This is a genomic window from Enterococcus sp. DIV1368d, assembly GCF_050542975.1.
GTDB classification, from domain to species: domain Bacteria; phylum Bacillota; class Bacilli; order Lactobacillales; family Enterococcaceae; genus Enterococcus_D; species Enterococcus_D casseliflavus.
Window position 1 is genome coordinate 1,338,658 of record NZ_CP172939.1, and the last position, 17,979, is coordinate 1,356,636.

Annotated in this window: 15 protein-coding genes; 10 read left to right on the forward strand and 5 right to left on the reverse strand. The window is 45.5% G+C overall.

Annotation, left to right across the window (positions count from 1 at the left end; translation table 11 throughout):
- Positions 1–12 precede the first annotated feature (12 nt).
- The 10 genes from IGJ44_RS06160 to IGJ44_RS06205 all read left to right on the forward strand — a co-directional run bounded on the left by IGJ44_RS06160 (position 13) and on the right by IGJ44_RS06205 (position 13,014).
- Positions 13–1,587 carry a GspE/PulE family protein gene (locus tag IGJ44_RS06160; RefSeq protein WP_008378687.1) on the forward strand — a complete coding sequence of 525 codons (1,575 nt, stop codon included), beginning with the start codon at positions 13–15 and terminating at the stop codon, positions 1,585–1,587.
- A gap of 91 nt (positions 1,588–1,678) precedes the next feature.
- Complete coding sequence (locus IGJ44_RS06165) at positions 1,679–2,989, forward strand: type IV pilus twitching motility protein PilT (protein WP_008378685.1); 1,311 nt, start codon at positions 1,679–1,681, stop codon at positions 2,987–2,989.
- 3 nt (positions 2,990–2,992) lie between these two features.
- Positions 2,993–4,204 (forward strand): type II secretion system F family protein, encoded by a 1,212-nt coding sequence (locus tag IGJ44_RS06170; RefSeq protein WP_430606408.1) that lies wholly within the window; start codon positions 2,993–2,995, stop codon positions 4,202–4,204.
- 78 nt (positions 4,205–4,282) lie between these two features.
- Complete coding sequence (locus tag IGJ44_RS06175; RefSeq protein WP_016613456.1) at positions 4,283–4,774, forward strand: pilus assembly FimT family protein; 492 nt, start codon at positions 4,283–4,285, stop codon at positions 4,772–4,774.
- Between the two features lie 67 nt (positions 4,775–4,841).
- Entirely contained in the window at positions 4,842–5,594 is a 753-nt protein-coding gene (locus tag IGJ44_RS06180) for a prepilin peptidase (RefSeq protein ID WP_008378680.1), read from the forward strand.
- Positions 5,595–5,701: 107 nt separating this feature from the next.
- Positions 5,702–6,748, forward strand: coding sequence for a type IV pilus biogenesis protein PilM (gene pilM, locus IGJ44_RS06185; protein WP_430606410.1), 1,047 nt, complete (start codon positions 5,702–5,704; stop codon positions 6,746–6,748).
- A 2-nt stretch (positions 6,749–6,750) separates the two neighbouring features.
- On the forward strand, positions 6,751–7,374 hold the full coding sequence (locus IGJ44_RS06190; RefSeq protein WP_430606412.1) for a hypothetical protein: 624 nt from the start codon (positions 6,751–6,753) through the stop codon (positions 7,372–7,374).
- Positions 7,367–7,993 carry a hypothetical protein gene (locus IGJ44_RS06195; protein ID WP_430606414.1) on the forward strand — a complete coding sequence of 209 codons (627 nt, stop codon included), beginning with the start codon at positions 7,367–7,369 and terminating at the stop codon, positions 7,991–7,993. The genes IGJ44_RS06190 and IGJ44_RS06195 overlap by 8 nt, the downstream gene beginning before the upstream one ends.
- Positions 7,994–8,014: 21 nt before the next feature.
- Complete coding sequence (locus IGJ44_RS06200; protein WP_430606416.1) at positions 8,015–12,058, forward strand: pectate lyase-like adhesive domain-containing protein; 4,044 nt, start codon at positions 8,015–8,017, stop codon at positions 12,056–12,058.
- A gap of 248 nt (positions 12,059–12,306) precedes the next feature.
- Positions 12,307–13,014, forward strand: a complete 708-nt coding sequence (locus IGJ44_RS06205) for a demethylmenaquinone methyltransferase (protein WP_151196002.1) — start codon at positions 12,307–12,309, stop codon at positions 13,012–13,014.
- A 104-nt stretch (positions 13,015–13,118) separates the two neighbouring features.
- Here the strand turns inward: IGJ44_RS06205 and IGJ44_RS06210 are convergent, their stop codons facing one another.
- The 5 genes from IGJ44_RS06210 to IGJ44_RS06230 all read right to left on the reverse strand — a co-directional run bounded on the left by IGJ44_RS06210 (position 13,119) and on the right by IGJ44_RS06230 (position 17,876).
- Positions 13,119–14,924: an ABC transporter permease gene (locus IGJ44_RS06210; protein WP_430606418.1), complete on the reverse strand. Its 1,806-nt coding sequence runs from the start codon at positions 14,922–14,924 to the stop codon at positions 13,119–13,121.
- Positions 14,925–14,937: 13 nt separating this feature from the next.
- Complete coding sequence (locus tag IGJ44_RS06215) at positions 14,938–15,690, reverse strand: ABC transporter ATP-binding protein (protein WP_005225671.1); 753 nt, start codon at positions 15,688–15,690, stop codon at positions 14,938–14,940.
- A 7-nt stretch (positions 15,691–15,697) separates the two neighbouring features.
- Positions 15,698–16,060 (reverse strand): YxeA family protein, encoded by a 363-nt coding sequence (locus tag IGJ44_RS06220; RefSeq protein WP_010747916.1) that lies wholly within the window; start codon positions 16,058–16,060, stop codon positions 15,698–15,700.
- Between the two features lie 167 nt (positions 16,061–16,227).
- Positions 16,228–16,578: a hypothetical protein gene (locus tag IGJ44_RS06225; RefSeq protein WP_167822916.1), complete on the reverse strand. Its 351-nt coding sequence runs from the start codon at positions 16,576–16,578 to the stop codon at positions 16,228–16,230.
- Positions 16,575–17,876, reverse strand: coding sequence for a DUF1576 domain-containing protein (locus tag IGJ44_RS06230; protein WP_167822915.1), 1,302 nt, complete (start codon positions 17,874–17,876; stop codon positions 16,575–16,577). Before IGJ44_RS06230 ends, IGJ44_RS06225 begins: the two co-directional genes overlap by 4 nt.
- Positions 17,877–17,979 lie beyond the last annotated feature (103 nt).

Below are 17,979 nucleotides of genomic sequence, written 5' to 3' on the forward strand. Positions count from 1 at the left end.
GGAGGGCGCCAGTTGCCGCAATCAAGTGAAAGAACGCCACGTAGAAAACCTAGAAGGCCTCTCAAAAAGTCAGAGAGTAGTCCAAGTTCAACCACCGCTGAGAAAACACAAACAGGCAACCTGTTTGACTTAGAGATTAGCTCAGAGGTTTTGTCCCTGATCCCCCGCTCGTTTGCCAAACAGCACAGCGTCTTTCCGTTAGAGAAAAAAGGCAATCGTTTGACCGTTGCGATGGCAAACCCTGGAGATTATGCGGCGATCAATGAAATGCGTTTGATCACTGGGTTATTGATTCGTCCGCAAAAAGCCCACAATGCCGATATCCAACAACTGATCGTTCGCGATTACCCTTCTGAGATCAGTTTGGATGGCTTGAGCGACTCTCTCGTTGAAACCATCGATCCAGAAGGCGACTCAAAATTAGATGATTCGCCGATCGTCAAATTGGTCAATACCCTGCTGCAAGATGCAGTGGATCGTGGCGCCAGTGATATCCATTTCGATCCCCAAGAAAAAGGATTAGTCGTCCGCTTACGGGTCGATGGGGAGCTTCGCACCCATGAAAACTTGCCTAAGAGTATTCAGACGGGTGTTACTTCACGACTGAAAATCATTTCCTCCTTGGATATCACCGAAACACGTGTGCCACAAGATGGTCGGGCAATGATTCGTAACGGGGGCAACGTGGTTGATTTGCGGGTCTCGGTTTTACCTGTCATTCATGGGGAGAAAGTCGTGATTCGGGTGCTGGATCGCTCCAGTGGCATTCGACGCCTAGATGAGTTTCGCTTTGAACCGAAGGTATTGGCAACCTTTAAAGCGATTTTGCATAAACCCCACGGGATCATTCTTGTCACTGGGCCGACAGGATCAGGGAAATCATCTTCCCTGTATGCGGCGCTGCAAGAGTTGAACACGCCCGAGATCAATATTATCACCGTCGAAGACCCAGTAGAGTTTCAGCTGCAAGGTATCAACCAAGTGGCAGTTAACAGCAACGTCGGTTTGACCTTTTCCGCTGGGTTACGGTCGATCTTGCGGCAAGACCCCAATGTCGTGATGGTGGGAGAGATTCGGGATGGCGAAACGGCGGAGATTGCGATTCGAGCTTCCATGACTGGGCACTTGGTATTATCCACCCTTCATACCAACGATTCCGTCAGTACCATCAATCGCTTAGTCGATATGGGCGTAGAACCGTTTCTGGTCGCCAATGCGTTAGAAGGCATCTTAGCTCAACGGCTCGTCCGAACCCTTTGTTCTTCTTGTAAGACAGTAGGACCAGCCAGCGACAAGGACAAGCAGTTATTTGAATCCTATGGCATCACGGTTACGGAACTGGCACAGCCTGTGGGCTGTCCAAAGTGTGGCAATACAGGATTCAAAGGGCGAATGGCCGTCCAAGAGCTGTTGACGATCGATGCCAAGCTGCGCCGTATGATCACGAACAAAGCGACCAACGACCAGCTGATGGATTATGTTCAGGAACGAAAGATGCGCTTTTTGTTGGATGATGGGTTAGACAAAGTGCAACAAGGCTTTTCCACCATCGAAGAAGTCTTGAAGGTGGTCGCTGCAGAAGAGTGAGGCGCTGATTGATTTATCGGTGATCCAGGGATCACCGGAGAACTACATACATTGTTTTAAAAGGAAATGCACATAGAAAGGGGCTGGTTTAATGGATCAAACGAGAGTGGCAACACAAGAGCGAGCAACCAAAAGGGCGACGAGAGAAAAAACAGCTCCGACCCGTACCCGCATTCGGGAAAATCGTGAACTGAGAGAAAAAAAACGTGCCCACAGTCGCCAGAGCGATCAAGACCGATCTGTCTCGACGCGGGAGATCATTCAAAAAGCAGAACGGCAAGCAGTGACAAAAACGACGACTGCCAGCAGTACACAGGGCGTCAATCGCAACGAAGCGGCGCAATTTGCTGCCATGTCACCTAAAGAGCGGATCGATCATTGGTTGATGATCGCCGTCGAACAAAAAGCATCGGATATCCATTTAGTCGAAGGCGTACCGCCGATTTTTCGTCGCCACGGCGACTTGCTACCGATCGAAGGGGTGCCGACCATCGACACCAAGGACATCGAAGCCATTGCCGAAATCCTTTGCAACCAAAGGCAATGGGAGGAATTCAAGGGAAAAGGCGAGACCGACTTGGCCTACGAACTAGGCGACATCTGTCGCTTTCGGGTCAATATTTTCCGCCAAAAAGATACCGTTTCGATCGCCTTGCGGCAGATCCCCATCGAGATCCCGAAGTTAAGCAAACTCGGTATGCCGACCGTCTTGCGGACTCTGATCCATAAAAGCCAAGGCTTGTTCTTAGTTACAGGGCCGACCGGTTCAGGGAAATCAACGACACTGGCTGCGATGCTGGATTATTTGAATGATACCAAAAAGACGCATATTTTGACGTTGGAAGACCCGATTGAGTACATCCATAACCACAAAAAAAGCATCGTTGCCCAGCGCGAAGTCGGCAGCGACACCATGTCCTTTGGCAATGGCTTACGAGCTGCCCTGCGGCAAGATCCAGACGTCATCTTAGTAGGGGAGCTACGAGATTTTGAAACGATCTCGATTGCCTTGACGGCAGCGGAAACGGGACACTTGGTATTAGGAACCTTGCATACGTCAAGTGCCCCAGCGACCATTGAACGGATCGTCGATGTCTTTCCTGCCGATCAGCAGACTCAGATTCGTACACAGCTTGCTGGCGCATTACTAGGGATCTTGTCCCAACGCTTGCTGCCAACGATCGATGGCAACGGACGGGTAGCAGCAACCGAGATGATGCTCAATACCCGAGGAATCGCCAGCTTGATCCGTCAAGGGAAAACCCACCAGATCCATAATATGCTGCAGATGGGGAAAAACGAAGGCATGCATACCATGAGCGCTTCTTTAGAAGAACTGGTTGCTGCGGAACGGGTCGATGCCGATGTGGCAGATAACTTAATGGAGGAAGGGGGCGAATAGCCGATGGCACTCTTTGCCTATCAAGGCACCAATGTCCGTGGCGAAACGTTTTCTGGCAGCTTGCGTGCCAATTCCTCCGTCGAAGCCCGCCAAAAACTGCGCCAAAAGCACATCAAAGTCAGCAGCTTGATCGAACAGCCAGAAACCTTGGCGAATAAAGAGATTCAATTGTTCAACAAAGTATCTCTAAAATTATTAGTTGCATACTTACGCCAGTTTTCGACATTGATCGCTTCGGGGATTACGATTGTTGATGCTTGTCGGATGCTTGAAGAACAGCAAAAAAATCCGAATTTCAAGAAAATTCTTGGCGAAGTTCGGGATGAGATTGATGGCGGACGACCACTTTCAGAAGCCTATAAAGCCCACCCAAATGCTTTTCCAGTTTTGTTGACAAGCGTTATCGCCGTTTCGGAAATGTCAGGATCTTTGGAAAAAAACTTAACGGATATGGCGGATTACTATGAGAAAAGTGCTGAAAATCGGAGTGGTCTCGTAACAGCGATGGTTTACCCAATCATTTTGATCTTGATGACGTTTGTTGTAGGTATCATTTTACTAGTTATGATCGTCCCGATGTTTGTCGAAGTATTTGAAAGTTTTGATACAGACTTACCAAGAATTACTGTGATTACCATGGCTATCAGTGACTTTCTTCAAACTAGAGGATGGGTTTTAGCAATCTTTATTGTAGGCATTATGATCGGCTTTTGGCTCATCCGTCGAAATGAAAAAATCGATTTTGCCGTTCATCGTTTCATTTTAAAAATACCATTATTCGGTGAATTAGCGATTAAAAATAATTATTCACTGTTTATGACAACTTTGTCGACTTTACTGGGTAGTTCGGTTGGTATGGTCACAGCGTTGAATATGAGTCGGGATGTCGTGTCCAATAAATCAATCAAGCGAATCATTGATAATTGTGCCTTTCAAATAGAAGAAGGGGGCAAAATGAGTGATATTTTTCGTGGAAACATTAACGTTCCTTTATTAGTCACTCAGATGGTAGAAATCGGGGAAAGTACTGGTTCCCTTGAAGATATGCTGAAAAGACTAAGTATTATCTTTCAAAAAGAAGTGGACGAGTCCAGTAAACGAATCAAAACAGTTCTTGAACCGACAGTGATATTAGTTATTTGTGTCATTGTTGGCTTGATCGTCGCTGCGATCATGGTACCGATGTTTGATCTTTTTGGTGCTATTCAAGGATAACAATTTGGATATTAACAGAGTTCCTAGACATTCTGTTTGATATATATTTTTAGGAAAAGTAGGAGGAGTAAATAAAGTATGCTTAGTGCAATTTTAGTAGAAGAAAAAACAGAAAATCGTTTTAACAAATTAATGAAAGATGAGACAGGTTTGTCGCTGGTTGAGTTACTTGCTGTTGTTGTGATCATTGCGATTCTATCAGGGATTGGTGTGATTGCAATCGGAAATATTATTCAGAACGCCCGTGAAGATGCAGCGATTTCAGATGTTCAGACTGCTTATTCGGCAGCGGTATTGCACCAGTCAACATCTGAAGGTCTTGCTAGTGGAGGAAATAATAATACCTTCACACTTGCTGATGTAAATACTGCTGGTCTTTATAATGGAGGGGGCTTCGCTTCATTATCAACTGTGCAATTCACTATTACATCAGAAGGGACTTTAACAATGGATCTCCCAGCTGCTGCCCTATCTGCGGGAACAAAACCATCTGTTGCTATAACAGGTATGGATCAAGATGCAGTAAGCAGTTTAACACGTGCTCAGTTATTCGGTTCCGGAACACCATAAAACATTTAACATAACCATGAACCAAATTACTTAAGCACTACCACCCCCAGGAAAAAAGGAGTTTTTTATGAACGAAATTTTGCAACAGATCCCAATGGGCCTAATCATTGGATATCTTTTCATCATAGGAATGTGTCTAGGTTCTTTTTTCCTAGTGGTTGGTTGGCGGGTTCCCAAAAAGGAATCCCTGCTGACTCGCTCGCACTGTGATGACTGCCAACAGACATTGGGTGCAAGGGACCTCATTCCAGTTTTATCATACCTTATTTTAAAAGGCAAGTGCCGTAAGTGTCAAAAAAAGATCCCGCTGATTGCTTTTCTTTATGAAGTGTTGATCGGCATGCTATTTACGGGTACGACCTTGCTGTTTTGGGGCACTGCTGAAGTGATTGCCGCTTGGTGTTTATTAGCCTTATTAGCCATTATTTCTGCCAGCGACATCTTCTATCAGCTGATCCCCAATAAAGTGTTAGCCCCTTTTTTCGCCGGAGGGATCGGTTTACGGTTGATCCAACCGCAAAATGAATTTTGGTGGTATTGGCTCGTTGGCTTCTTTGCTGGCTTCTTGCCATTGTATCTCTTAGCGGAGCTCAGTAAAAAAGGCATGGGTGGCGGCGATATCAAATTATTTGCCGTCTTAGGTGTGTATATCGGCCCAGTGCAAGTCTTGACGGTTTTATTTGTCGCTTCTTGCTTGGCAGTGATCTTTTACGTGATCCAAATGCTACGGGGCAAAGTCAAAAGCCGCTACATTGCTTTTGGTCCCTTTATCGCCATTGCTACAGGCATGGTTTATCTTGGCAGCGGCTGGTTCCTTTGAATCGGGTTGCTGACCTTGGCGTTTGCTTGATTTGCTAAGCAAGCGTTGTACATAGAAATAACGTTGGTGCCTTCATAAAAACCAACAAGAAGAAAGCAGGTCCTCGTATGTTTGGCAAAAAAACAATTCCCCGCTTAGTTGGGATCGACATTCAAAAAAACTGCATCCGTTACTGTACCAAAAAAGGTGATCGCCTCAAATACGGCGAGCTGGTCGTGAATGGTACGATTTTTAAAGATGATAAGCTGCGCAATCCTGATAGTCTTGAAGCCGCCTTCAATGAGATTGCCAAACGCTTGGGATTACGCACGATGAGTGTGGTGATCACGGCGCTGAATTCTCGTCTGCTGATCAAACAGATCCCTATCGGCAAGATGAACTCGGAAAAAGAGATTCGCGAGTACTTGTATTTTGAATTGGGGGAGTCCATCTCCTTGCCTTTTGAAAACCCGATTTTTGATCTACTGATCCTAGGCAAAGGCAATAAACAAAAAGTGCCAAAAGAGAAAAAGAAAAGGGCCAGCAAGAAGGAAGAAAAAGCAGAGCCGCAAGCTGTGGTCATCCAGCGGAATCGGTTTACCATCAATGGCAATGTGCCAGTCGTGGTCACATCCGAGCCGATTTTGATTCAACTCGGCGACACATTGAAAAAAGGCGGCCATCAGCTGATGGGCGTCGATTGCAGTTTTCTGGCGTATAGTCGTATGTTTCAGCGACAGATCAACTGGAGTGAAAATTTCGTGCTGGTCGAGTTAGATGCTGGCATCGCCAATATCACCTTTTTTGAAGAATTGGTGCCGACCTACTTGCAGTATGAAGATTATAATCAAGCCAATTGGAAATATATTGAAAAAGCCCAATCTGTGCAAGTGAGCTTTAGGGAAAGCGCGGAGATCCAAGCTCTGGAAGGGTTGGCAGAAACCCTGAATTCGGTGATTGCTTACTATTATCAGGAAATCTCACCTGACTGTGAATTGAAAAAAATCTACTTAGTCGGCGGTCATCCAATGCTGCGGAAAGAAGTCCAAGAAATTTTTCATGACGTGTCTTCTTTGCCAATCAAAATGATTTCCGCAAAAGTAAGTGAAACCAGCAAGAAAAAAATTCCCGACCGCTATGTCTTGGCTGCTGGATTAGCGACGAAAGAGGTGTAACCATGAACATCAATCTATTGCCTAATAAATTTATCCGTAATCGGGCGTTTGAAGTCATTCTTTCGGTGTCGCTTCTCCTTTCGTTAGTTGTCGTTGGGGTTTGTGGGTTAGGCTTTTGGTATTATCAACGTTTGGTGACCAATAATCAAAGCAATATCATGTCTAGTCAAGCAGAGCGTATCGTCTTTCAGCGCCAGTTAGAAGAGATGTTGGCGTCAAAATCTCAAGACCTACAAGAATTCATTGCCCTGCAAAAGCAAGAGAAATATTTCACGGCACCTATTATGGAGACTTTTGAAGAAGTGGCATCAGGGATCAATGTGACCATCAATTCGTACAATTTGCTGCTAAATGGCGAGGGGACAATGTCCGAAACAGCCCAAGACGGCACACCATTGTTTCCTTCGGTGAACTTGGCGGTCCAAGGGGATGTTTATGAAAGTCTGATTCGCCTTAAATCGGCTTTTGAAGCAATTGATTGGGTACATCATGTGACTTATCAATCCTTCTCTCATAGTTCAACGCCGCAAGATGGGCGCATCACTGTCTACCTCTCACGAATCGATGCACCACAAGTGATCAGTGAAGACAGCGAAGAAGAAAGCGAGGTGGAAGCGGATGACTAGAGTCTTTTTCTCCAAAAAACACATCATCATCTCCGCGGTGATTGCACTAGTTCTTGCTACCTCCGTACTCATTTTCTGGCTATTTTTGCTGAACCCCAAACGTGCCGAAGGGATCGAATTGGCTCAGGAATTAGCTGGGATCGAAGCTGAGATCCGCGACATTCAAGAACAGCTGGTCTACCTGCAAGGGGAACCAGACCTTCTTTCATCAGAGACGGTCAATGAGGTGCCGATCATTCCCAATGGCATGGCGATCGAGTCTTATTTTACCGATCTCGCTGCCCTTGAAACGGAATTGCCGATCACGATTTTGCAATCGACCTTTAATGAGGAGATGCTTTACCCTACACCAGAACAAATGGCAGATCAGACTGGTGACAATCCTTTGGCTACGCAATTTCGGGTCACAAGGATCGGCTTTGACCTCCTGAGTGAGACGAATGAAGGAATCGTGCGTTTTATTGATCGGATGGAAAACCTGAATCGCTTTTTAAAAGTTGAATCAGTCGAATATCGGCAAGGAAGCAATACGTCAGGAGCAGATGCGTTTTCGGCAAGTGTCGTTATCAAGCTGTATTATCTATCAAGCTTTGAAACGGGACAAGAACTGTCGGAGTAATCAAAGGAAAGGGGTGCCTAGATGAAATCATTTACTGTTCTAGCGACTGTCTCGAAAATCAAACTGGCTGCCGCTGCATTAGGGGTTTTTATCGTTATTTCTGTCTTGTATGCGGTCTTTGCTATCCATGGTGGCAATTCTTATGAAGTGTCCGGTCACTTTGACCCAGAAACAGGACAATATGTATTGACGATCGAATCGGAACAAGCTGCGGGCGAGACGCTTTTCTTGATGGCGAATCATGAAGCGCTGGTGTCATTAGAAATGTTTGAAATGCTTGAGCTGGAAGAAGCGACCTTGCATCCAGCTGAACAAGAGGGTGTTTATGGTGTGGAAATCGAAGTGGCGCCTACGGAAGAAACGTTGTCCTTGGCATTACCAGTCTCTTTAGGAGAAGAAGACGCCATCGAATTTGTTCTAAAGCGGGGAAACCGGACGCTGCAAAAAATCGCTCCGCCTTCTCTCGAGGAACGACAAGCCTTGCGATTGGAAGCTGACAAGGCTGTAGAAGAAGCAGCCTTGCTTGACATTCAGCAGCAGGAAACCAATGAGTCAGCGGCAGTCGAACTGCTTTCAGAACGGGCGACGCAAGGAGAGCGTGCCGAAGTTTCGGACTATCAAGAGCTTCGGGCTGCTTTTAGTGATTCATCGATCTCTGAAATCGTGTTTCTCGCTGACATTACCGCTGATTATACGGATGAGGCCAACAATCGTTTAACAGCGTTGGATCGGTCGGTGTCCATCGATGGGAATGGCTTTACCTTAACCACACCGAAGCGTTTCAACACGAACGGGACACCAAACTATAGCACGAATCCTACTGGACGTTTCTTTGAACTGACGACTACCCATGATCATCAGCCAGCGGTCTTTGAGTTGAAAAATATGACGATCGATTTTCAGGGAAACAATCTAGGATTAAACGCGTTGATCTATCAACAATCGTTGGCAGCCTCAGCTTTTTGGACGGTCAAAATAGAAAATATCGAGGCAAAAAGTGGTGTGCTAGAGGGAAGTACGGGCAATAATTTCCTTTATTTGCAACAAGGAAATCTCGAGATTCGCGGAACGTTCCATTGGGTGGCTCACAGGAACCCAGCCGCGGGCAACAGTTCAGATACTGGCAGCTTTAATGTCAAAAGTGTCTTGATCACAGATGAGGCGGATGTCAAGATCTCAAATACGCAGCCGATTTTTCGGCTCCGACCAGACAACAATAATATCTCAACCTCGTTTCGGGTCAATAAGGGTTCCAAAGTAGACCTCTACAGCGTCCAGCGACAAGTAATTTGGGCGAATCTTGAAGGACGTACCAACGAGGTTATTTTTGAAGTCGAAGGTGAAGGCACCGTCTTAAATGCCTCGTCACAAATGGACTTAGCAGGAGCTGACGGTGCAATCATTTCCTTGATTGGACGGCGGGATGAAACGCAAAATAAGTTTTCTCGTACGATTATTTCTGGTGGTGCGGTCGTAAACTCGTATTCTAGAGCGCCCAGTCCCACGAATGGTGTACCGCAAGGAACCCCTTCTTTTGTCAATCAAATTTCAAAAGCGGGAGCGACCACCAAACTCGGTGGCAATGTGACGGTGACGGGAGAAGGGTCGCAGTTCAATCTGTTTGGCGATGGGCAAAATCATGACTATGCTTCTGTCATGCGGTTTCGCTTAGTAGGGGAACAGACCTTTGTGCTTGCCGACCAAGGGAGAATGAATATCGTCAAATACCATGGCAATGCGGCTGCAGTGCGGATGTATGGTCGAGATAACGAGTTCTATGTGGAGTCAGCCGGCCAATTGAACATCTTTAACCATGCAGGCACCAGGACTGCGGCAGATGACGGCATCTATATTGATGAAACAGGCTTTGCCGTATTCGATCAGTACAATGATGAAGAACGAGAATTTGATCCGTCAGCCGCTTCCACCATTACTGCCAGTAATGGTGCAGATAGAGCAGGTCGACAAGGGATTCAGTTTCCCCTTGATGGCAGTGGAACCTCGGTCTTTAATGCAAAAGACGAAAACAGTCGAATTCATATTTATGCTCACAGGGGACCAGCAGTTTGGGGACAAAGTGGTGGGTTCGAATTTCTAGCTGGCAAAGATGCTACCTTTCGAATGGAGGGGCATACAAGTGGAGCCAACAATGGTATTATCAGTTCCACCAATGTAAGTAATTTCACTATCGACGAACCACTGTTTTATGACTTCCGAAATAACCGTCCGAATGGCGGACAAGCATTCTCAAACACAAATCGCAACAGTACCTTTACGTCTAATCGTGTTGGACTAGCGGTTTGGGAAAAACGCAACGGAGTGAATCTAGATGGTGATCCGGACAATTTCTGGAATCCATTGAGCTATCAACTAGGCAATGTCAATTTTGCACAAATCGTTAGTCCGCAGCCGGGAGAGCCTTTTTCAAATGAATTCAACAGTACGACTTTTAGGGGCGGAAATGCCTACACACGATTTTCTGCTAATAATTACCCGCCAATGATCCAGCACTTAGTGACCCCGACCAATGCCGATAAAACCTTTTATGCCAAAGCGGTCGTTCCGTATGAATATACGGGGGCGATTCGTGATGCCTGGGAAGATGAAGTCTGGGTGGAAGTTGCTTTGAAGGACGAAGCAGGCAACCAGCTTGAAACGCAATGGCTTTCCTCCAAATCAACTGTCGATGTTTTTGGTGAGGTGCATAATGGTGTGATCGCATGGACGCGGGACGACTTTTTCAAGACAGGTCAACGTTTTGAAGTGCTGCGTGCCCATCGGGGATTAGACCCCACGATGGAGGGTGTTGACGATTCGATTTTTATTCATGCAACAGAAGAGAGTATTGCCGCTTTGCCTGATGCGGTCGTCGTGGATGTACGACCACCGACTGGTTTGCAAGTGGCAGAGGATCAGGTCTTTAATGAACGAACGACAACAGTTTCGGGGATCATGGATTTTCATTCTCCGCAAGACGACCAGTCAAAAGAGCGCGTCGCCATTTATGCGAGTACCGCACAAGGATTGATCCGTGATGCTTCAGGCGACCCATATGTCATTACGCTTGATGCCGAAGAGGGCAACTCCGTGCCATGGCAGTATCAATTGCCTCGTCGCCTTGATTCTGAAGAGGATGTGTATATCGAATTTTACGCGAAAGATTTCGCAAATGATCGTTACGACGATTTCGTAGGAACATTACCAGATACGACCACGACGGAACCCAATGGGCAGTTGGGGAGCACGAATCCTTCCGCCAGCGATTACGAGGACTATTTAGGGTATCGTGATGCCATTGGCGATGATCGTTTCCCACCAGCGCTCTCCTTTGAAGTCACCAGTATTCGACCTTCTGACCCATCGATTACGTTACGAGTACCGCAAAGCTTTGATCGTGATGAAGAAGGCAATCCGATTATCACCGTCGGCAATCAAATGATCTTGCGGACGATCGTAGAAAGCAACGATGCGCGAAATTCTGGGAAAGACGATATTGAGAATGCTGTCGTGACGCTAGATATCTCTCCGAATTTATTGACGTTCTTAAATGTCGATGCGCTCGTGTATCAAGACAATGTCGCCTCGGCTAGTCTTTCTGGCGATCGTATCACGATCCACTTAGAACGCCCGATCGCACCTGGAGATCGCATAGAATGGAACTTGACTGCTCGGGTGGATGAACAATCAGCTGCTGGGAACGGTCTGACCCCAGTAACGATCAACGGTAGAGTTTCGGGGAATCAGCCAGAGACGGAAAACATCCTGGTAGGGGAAGACAGTTTCACGCTACAGACAGGTACACGTGCTGTCACTGGTGAGTTGATCAACCTTGCTGTTCATAACAATCAGCTGCAGATTTTTTATTCCAATCTTAGTACCTTTGACGTCTATATGGATGGAACCTTTTATCGAACATACAACGTGCAGCAAAGACCCGTCACGGATTCTGTCACCCTTGATATTCCTGTCCATGACATCCGTAATTTGATTTCTGTGCGCTACAAAGATGAAAATGGCGCAGACCGTGTTTCTTATTGGAACAATATCTGGGACTTCATCGATTAAACGTGAATAACCTGTTTTAAAAGCTAGAAGAACAGTCTTTCACTGCTGGATCCGCTTATTGCTGACCGAATTGCCTTGGTCAACAACGTGGGGATCTATGTAGGAAAGGCTGTTTTTTGGTGGGGAAATGACTGAAGGAAAAGGAGAAAGCAGGGTTTTTGTTCCGCAGGTTTTTTCGTGCTAGACTAAAAAGCAGAAGCACGTGAAGCAACAGCAAAACGAAGGGAACAAAGAAAGGACGTGCCGCAATGGCAACAACAGCCAAAGAAACCAAAGTACATGATGTATTTGAATCGATCGCTTCCCGTTATGATCGAATGAACGGTATTATCTCCTTTCAGCTGCACAAACGGTGGCGCAAGGATACCATGAAACGAATGGCAGTACCAATGGGTGCGGAGATATTAGATTTATGCTGCGGTACCGGGGATTGGGCGTTTGCATTGAATGAAGCGGTCGGTCCGACTGGGCAAGTGACCGGCGTTGATTTTAGCGAAGAGATGTTAACGGTTGCCAAAGAAAAGGCCCAGAAAAAGCAACAAACGCAGATCCAGTGGCAGACTGGCAATGCGATGGCATTAAGCTTTCCAGACGAGCACTTTGATTATGTGACGATCGGGTTCGGGTTGAGAAATGTCGCGGATCGCCAACAAGTCTTGGCAGAGATCCATCGGGTGCTGCGCCCAGGCGGGAAACTCGTTTGTCTCGAAACATCACAGCCCACACTGATCGGCTGGCGGCAACTGTTTACTTTTTATTTTCACCATGTCATGCCGTTATTTGGCAAACTGTTCGCCAAAAGCTATCAAGAGTATTCCTGGCTGCAGGAGTCCGCACGTGATTTTCCTGACAAGGAGGCATTGAAACGAGAATTTCAGGCAGCTGGCTTTGATGTGTTGCAAGTCAAAAGCTATGCAGGGGGTGCGGCGGCGATGCATCTAGGGGTCAAACCCTAAGCTTGCTTTCCCTTTGTGCGAGAAAAAACGAAAAAATGAAAGAGACCATCATGCCCTTTATGGCTTGATGGTCTCTTTGCGTTGAGCAATTCAGAGAGTGATTGTTATTTTTTCTTTGGGTTTAAAACAATGTTGGTGTATAACCCAATGGTCACCACGTAATAAATGGCATAGAGGGCGATAAAGATGCCAAAAGGTAACCATAGGTCATGGTACGGATCGATCATCAAGGTGGTGAACATTTTTAGACCGAACAAGACATGGATCATTCCTAAGATACCAGGAACTAGGAAGAGCACGCCAATCTCTTTGCGGATCGAGCTTTTTAGTAAACGTGTGCGGGTACCGATTTTTTTCAGCATCGTGTAACGTTGGATGTCGCTGTTTGCCCCTGAAAGAATTTTGAACATCAGGCAGCTAGCTAACATCGTCAAGAAGGCGATACCCAGGAAGAAGCCCATAAATTCAAAACCAGAGAAAATCCCGTTATAGCTGTCGTAGGCGAAGACCCGTTGTGAGAAATTCATATCGGCGGTTTCTGAAGAATTTGCGTCTTGATTTGCTTGCGCCAAATCACGCAGCCCATCGTAGCTTGCTTGGAAGTCTTTGACTTGTACCATTCGCAAGCTGGTTTCCGATGCATTGACCGCATCAAAAGCGGTTTGATCGATGACTTGGATCTCCTTACCTCGTTGTTCTGGTAAGAGGTAGCTACGCAATTGGTCTTGGGCGGTCACATCAGAAGCTAATTGATCGCCAGTCAGCTTGTTGTAAGTAACATCGACACTCAACTGATCCATACTGGAGCTGAGCAAGTTGTTTTCGTTGAATTGTTCCTTCACGTAATAAATGGTGTCATCTGTTTCTTTCATGCTGTAGGTCACATCAAGGGTCGGGTTTAGCGCGTTGACTTTTTCGTCAGAGGCGTTTTGGGCATTGTTCAAATACAAGTCATAAGGGGCAACAGTTTTTGCTAGGATAGGGATCTCGTTTTTAAAGCCAAGACCAACCGTCAAGGCTCCTAATGCTAGAGCAAAAAGCATCGCCACCATCGAAAGCATCTGGGTATACTCACGAATCCGAAAGCTTAATTGCGACAAGGTGAAATTGTTTAACTTTTTCAACGCGATCGTATCGTTCTTCTTTAATAGGGATAAAAGAGCGATGATCACCGAACGAAAGACTAGGTATGTGCCAAGAACGATCGTGACAAGGGCGATGCCGATCCCGATCAATTGGAAGGTCATCAAATCGCTCATCATATAATAGCCGATGGCTAAGGAACAAAGACCTAAAATGGTTTGCAAGAAGAGCAAGAATGGCCGTTGTTTGACTTGTGCCGGCGTGCTTGTTTCTCGTAATAATGCTAAAATCGATTTTTTGGCAATTGCCCGTGCATTGAAGATGGCAGCAATCAAAAAGAGAACCGAGAAGAAGACGACGGTTACGATCAATGCTTCTGGACTAAATGCTGCATAATGGGTGATCTGCAAGTTTAATTGATTGACTAGCAAAGTATTGACACCACTTGCTAAGCCGATCCCTAAGATAGAGCCGAAGGCGGTGGCAACGATACCTACCATAAAGGTTTCGATAAAGATCATTTGGGCGATCTTTCGTCCTTTGGCTCCTAACATCATAAACATGGCATAGTCCTTTTGTCGCATCGCCATCAAGAAAGAATTGGCATATAAGATGTAGGCAAAGGTAATGATCCCTAAGAGGACCGAGCCAAAACGAAAGACGAAGACCACCATACTGATGATCGAGTTGCTTTTTAAAAAGGCTTCATTGCTCGCCATTGATTCGAACATATAAAAGATGGCTGAAGCCATGACTAGACCAGAAAAGAGGACGATATAATCCTTCAACCGAGCTTTGATCCCGGTAAGTGATAGTTTCCAAAGCATGTGTTCTTCCTCCTTATTGTTCCAAGTTTCCTAGAATGACAAGGATCTGGCGGTAAAACGCTTCGCGGCTTTGATCCTCACGTTTGACTTCTTGATGGATCTTTCCGTCCTTGATAAACAAAATACGTTGGCAATAGCTGGCAGAAAGGGGATCATGAGTGACCAATAAAATCGATACTTGGTCATTGGTATTCAAGTCGTCCATCATATTCAATAAGTCTTTCGCACTTTTTGAATCCAAGGCACCTGTCGGTTCATCCGCAAAAAGGATCGTTGGTTCCGTGATCAAGGCTCGAGCGGCTGCCACCCGTTGCTTTTGTCCACCAGAGATCGCTGCTGGATATTTGTCGAGAATATGTGTGATGGACAAGCGTTCTGCGACTCGTTTGATCCGTTGTTGGATGATCTTTGGTTTGACTCCTTGTAAAGACAATGGGACAGCGATGTTTTCTGAAGCCGTCAAGTTTTCTAATAGATTGAAGTCTTGGAAAATAAAGCCGATTTCACGGCTGCGGAAATCTGCCAAGGCATCGCCTTTTAGTTTGGTGATATCGCTATTGTTGATGCGAATGGCACCTTTTGTCGGATGATCCAACGTTGAAAGAATGTTTAGTAGGGTGGATTTCCCTGAACCAGAAGCCCCCATGATCCCAATGAATTCGCCTTTTTCAATATCAAAGCTGATACCTTTTAAGGCTTCGGTTTGTTTTTCGTTGGCTTTTCCGTATACTTTGGTCAGTTCATTTGCTTGAATAATTTTTTCCATCGTTGCGTTACGCTCCTTTTAATTGGGTTAATGCTTTGGCTGGGATGTCTTTTTCTTTGACCTCTTCATAGCCAGTTACCCCTTTTTTTTCGTTCCAAGTAAGCTTCAAATAGGCTTCTTTGCGCAATGGTCGTTCTTGGAAACCGTTGAAATCAAGGGTTTTGCTTTTGCCGTTCTCATCATACCCTGGCAATTCGTAATGGTATTGCGTATAGACATTCCCATTGTCATCCTTAGAAGTCGTCTTTTCACCATCTGTGGTGATTTGGACATAGTAGCTGTCGCCGCCCATGATGACGGTTTGTGCGACTTGCAATGCGCCGAACCCTATGAGGAGGAGCGCTGCAAGTCCAATCAGAAGTTTTTTCAACTATCGGTCACCTCGTTTTTTATTATGATGAAAGTATAACGCTGGTTTTCTGAAAAGTAGTGTGAAAAATCTATCAATAAACTTTCATTTTTGTCACGACAAACGAACAAAAAACGTTTCTAAAGGGTGAAGGTCACCGCTTAGAAACGTTTTTTGCGTAGGGCTTTTCAGTTGTATTTTTTGCGATACAATTCAACGATCAATTGCTTATCCTCGTACATAATGGATGCTTCGTCGATCATTAATCCTAATAGATAGTAATCTTTTTCTTCATGGATCGTTTGATGACCGCCTAACAGCTCCACATAATAATTTTCTAATGTGCTATCTCTTGGTGTGTTGAGCATGTCGATAAAATGTTCTAAATCAGAGGGCTGCTCTGGAAATTGACCTTGCACAACTGCTTTAAACCCCTCTGCTTCAAAGGCCATCTCACTTATTATCTTTTGACAGTCATGGGACAAAAAGTAGGTGACCACTTCATCGACGATTCGCCGTGCCCGTTCTTTTTCAATCATTTTCTTCTCCGCCTTCTGATTTGCTGGTATTCATCTAACAATGGTACCATTGCTGCCGCGACAAATCCACTGGAAAAGCCATTATTGTATAAGTTCAATCCTCCATGTAAATAGGTGATATTTGTGACCAAGGCTGCATGGACTACCCCAGCGATTACGCCAGCAATCGGACCATAGTACCCACTGATGGGGGCTAAACTGGTGCCGAAGATCGCTGTCAGCAATAAGCTGAAGGTCGACACGTCAGAGGTCAAACCGACCTTGGTTGCTAAAACCACCCCAATCATGACAGGCAAACTATTTCTCCAGTGATTTCCGAATGCACTGAAGCCAATCACGGTCAGTATTGCGCCTAAAAGGGGACCAGATAGTTCGCCTTGTAAGAAGAAGACAAAGAACAGCATCAACATCCCCATCATCGCCATGTTCATCATCGTGACCCCAAGGGAAAAAATCGTGACATAGTCCGTCATTAGTTTCCCTGACGTTTGAAAAAGCTCAGGCAAGCCTTTGAGGGATCGCTGGTTTAGAAGATACCCGATAAGAAACATGGCAAGACAAAGAATGAGCAAGAACCCAGTCAGGTAATAGTGATACTCCGTCGTCAACTGTTTGTTTGAATAGACTTCTAAGTCGAACAGGCGTAAAAAACTCGTGAAAAACATAGTGATGATGCCAGTAGCAAACCCGATATTATACAAAGAAAAACCTTGGTGGAATTGTAAAAATTGAGCTGCTAGAGGAGGGAGCGCCAAACCGATCAATAGACCGATCCCATAACCGAAAGCGATCCCGACTGGTAAAGGCAACCCTAAACCGAATGCTAAGTAACTGATCACCGGCGAGGCGGCACTGCCAAATAAGGCAACCAGTGAATATTGTGTTGCGGGGCGTTGCTGTATGTAAGAGTATAAATAGACACCAAGTGGAATGGGAATCGAGTTAAAGATGTTTTTTCCAAAAAAAGAAAAGCCAGATATGGTAAAAAAAGCAGCGATCATTGGTCCACTAATAATCGTTCCTTGCTTTTTCGCAAGGAGGATACTGATCAATGTCAATAAGCCACTGTTTAAAAAGGCGCTTCCAAGATTGCCGATCGCAAAATAATCAGAAATCAAATTGCTGGGGGCATTTAAGATTGCCAGCGAGCCTTGCCACAAAGCTTGAGGAGGGGAAGCAACCAAGCCAATGAGGATCAAGACGATGCTATACGCCAAAAGCAAGCGCTGGGTTAAGAGCTGTGAGATAGGTGCAAAGGGTTTCGATTTTGTTTGTAAGAAAACTCGTTTATCTGCCATAATTTCATTGAACGCTCCTTTTTTTCATAGTATCACACCTTTTAGCGACAAAAAAGTTTTTTTTGACAGTTTTAAGCAGCGGGAGGACAAGAGAAATGAGAAC

What these genes read in the sequence shown, in the direction of transcription:
- IGJ44_RS06165 (WP_008378685.1), top strand. Translation starts at nt 1,679, where the DNA reads ATGGATCAAACGAGAGTGGCAACACAAGAGCGAGCAACCAAAAGGGCG.
- IGJ44_RS06170 (WP_430606408.1), top strand. Translation starts at nt 2,993, where the DNA reads ATGGCACTCTTTGCCTATCAAGGCACCAATGTCCGTGGCGAAACGTTT.
- IGJ44_RS06175 (WP_016613456.1), top strand. Translation starts at nt 4,283, where the DNA reads ATGCTTAGTGCAATTTTAGTAGAAGAAAAAACAGAAAATCGTTTTAAC.
- IGJ44_RS06180 (WP_008378680.1), top strand. Translation starts at nt 4,842, where the DNA reads ATGAACGAAATTTTGCAACAGATCCCAATGGGCCTAATCATTGGATAT.
- pilM (WP_430606410.1), top strand. Translation starts at nt 5,702, where the DNA reads ATGTTTGGCAAAAAAACAATTCCCCGCTTAGTTGGGATCGACATTCAA.
- IGJ44_RS06190 (WP_430606412.1), top strand. Translation starts at nt 6,751, where the DNA reads ATGAACATCAATCTATTGCCTAATAAATTTATCCGTAATCGGGCGTTT.
- IGJ44_RS06195 (WP_430606414.1), top strand. Translation starts at nt 7,367, where the DNA reads ATGACTAGAGTCTTTTTCTCCAAAAAACACATCATCATCTCCGCGGTG.
- IGJ44_RS06200 (WP_430606416.1), top strand. Translation starts at nt 8,015, where the DNA reads ATGAAATCATTTACTGTTCTAGCGACTGTCTCGAAAATCAAACTGGCT.
- IGJ44_RS06205 (WP_151196002.1), top strand. Translation starts at nt 12,307, where the DNA reads ATGGCAACAACAGCCAAAGAAACCAAAGTACATGATGTATTTGAATCG.
- IGJ44_RS06210 (WP_430606418.1), bottom strand. Translation starts at nt 14,924, where the DNA reads ATGCTTTGGAAACTATCACTTACCGGGATCAAAGCTCGGTTGAAGGAT.
- IGJ44_RS06215 (WP_005225671.1), bottom strand. Translation starts at nt 15,690, where the DNA reads ATGGAAAAAATTATTCAAGCAAATGAACTGACCAAAGTATACGGAAAA.
- IGJ44_RS06225 (WP_167822916.1), bottom strand. Translation starts at nt 16,578, where the DNA reads ATGATTGAAAAAGAACGGGCACGGCGAATCGTCGATGAAGTGGTCACC.
- IGJ44_RS06230 (WP_167822915.1), bottom strand. Translation starts at nt 17,876, where the DNA reads ATGGCAGATAAACGAGTTTTCTTACAAACAAAATCGAAACCCTTTGCA.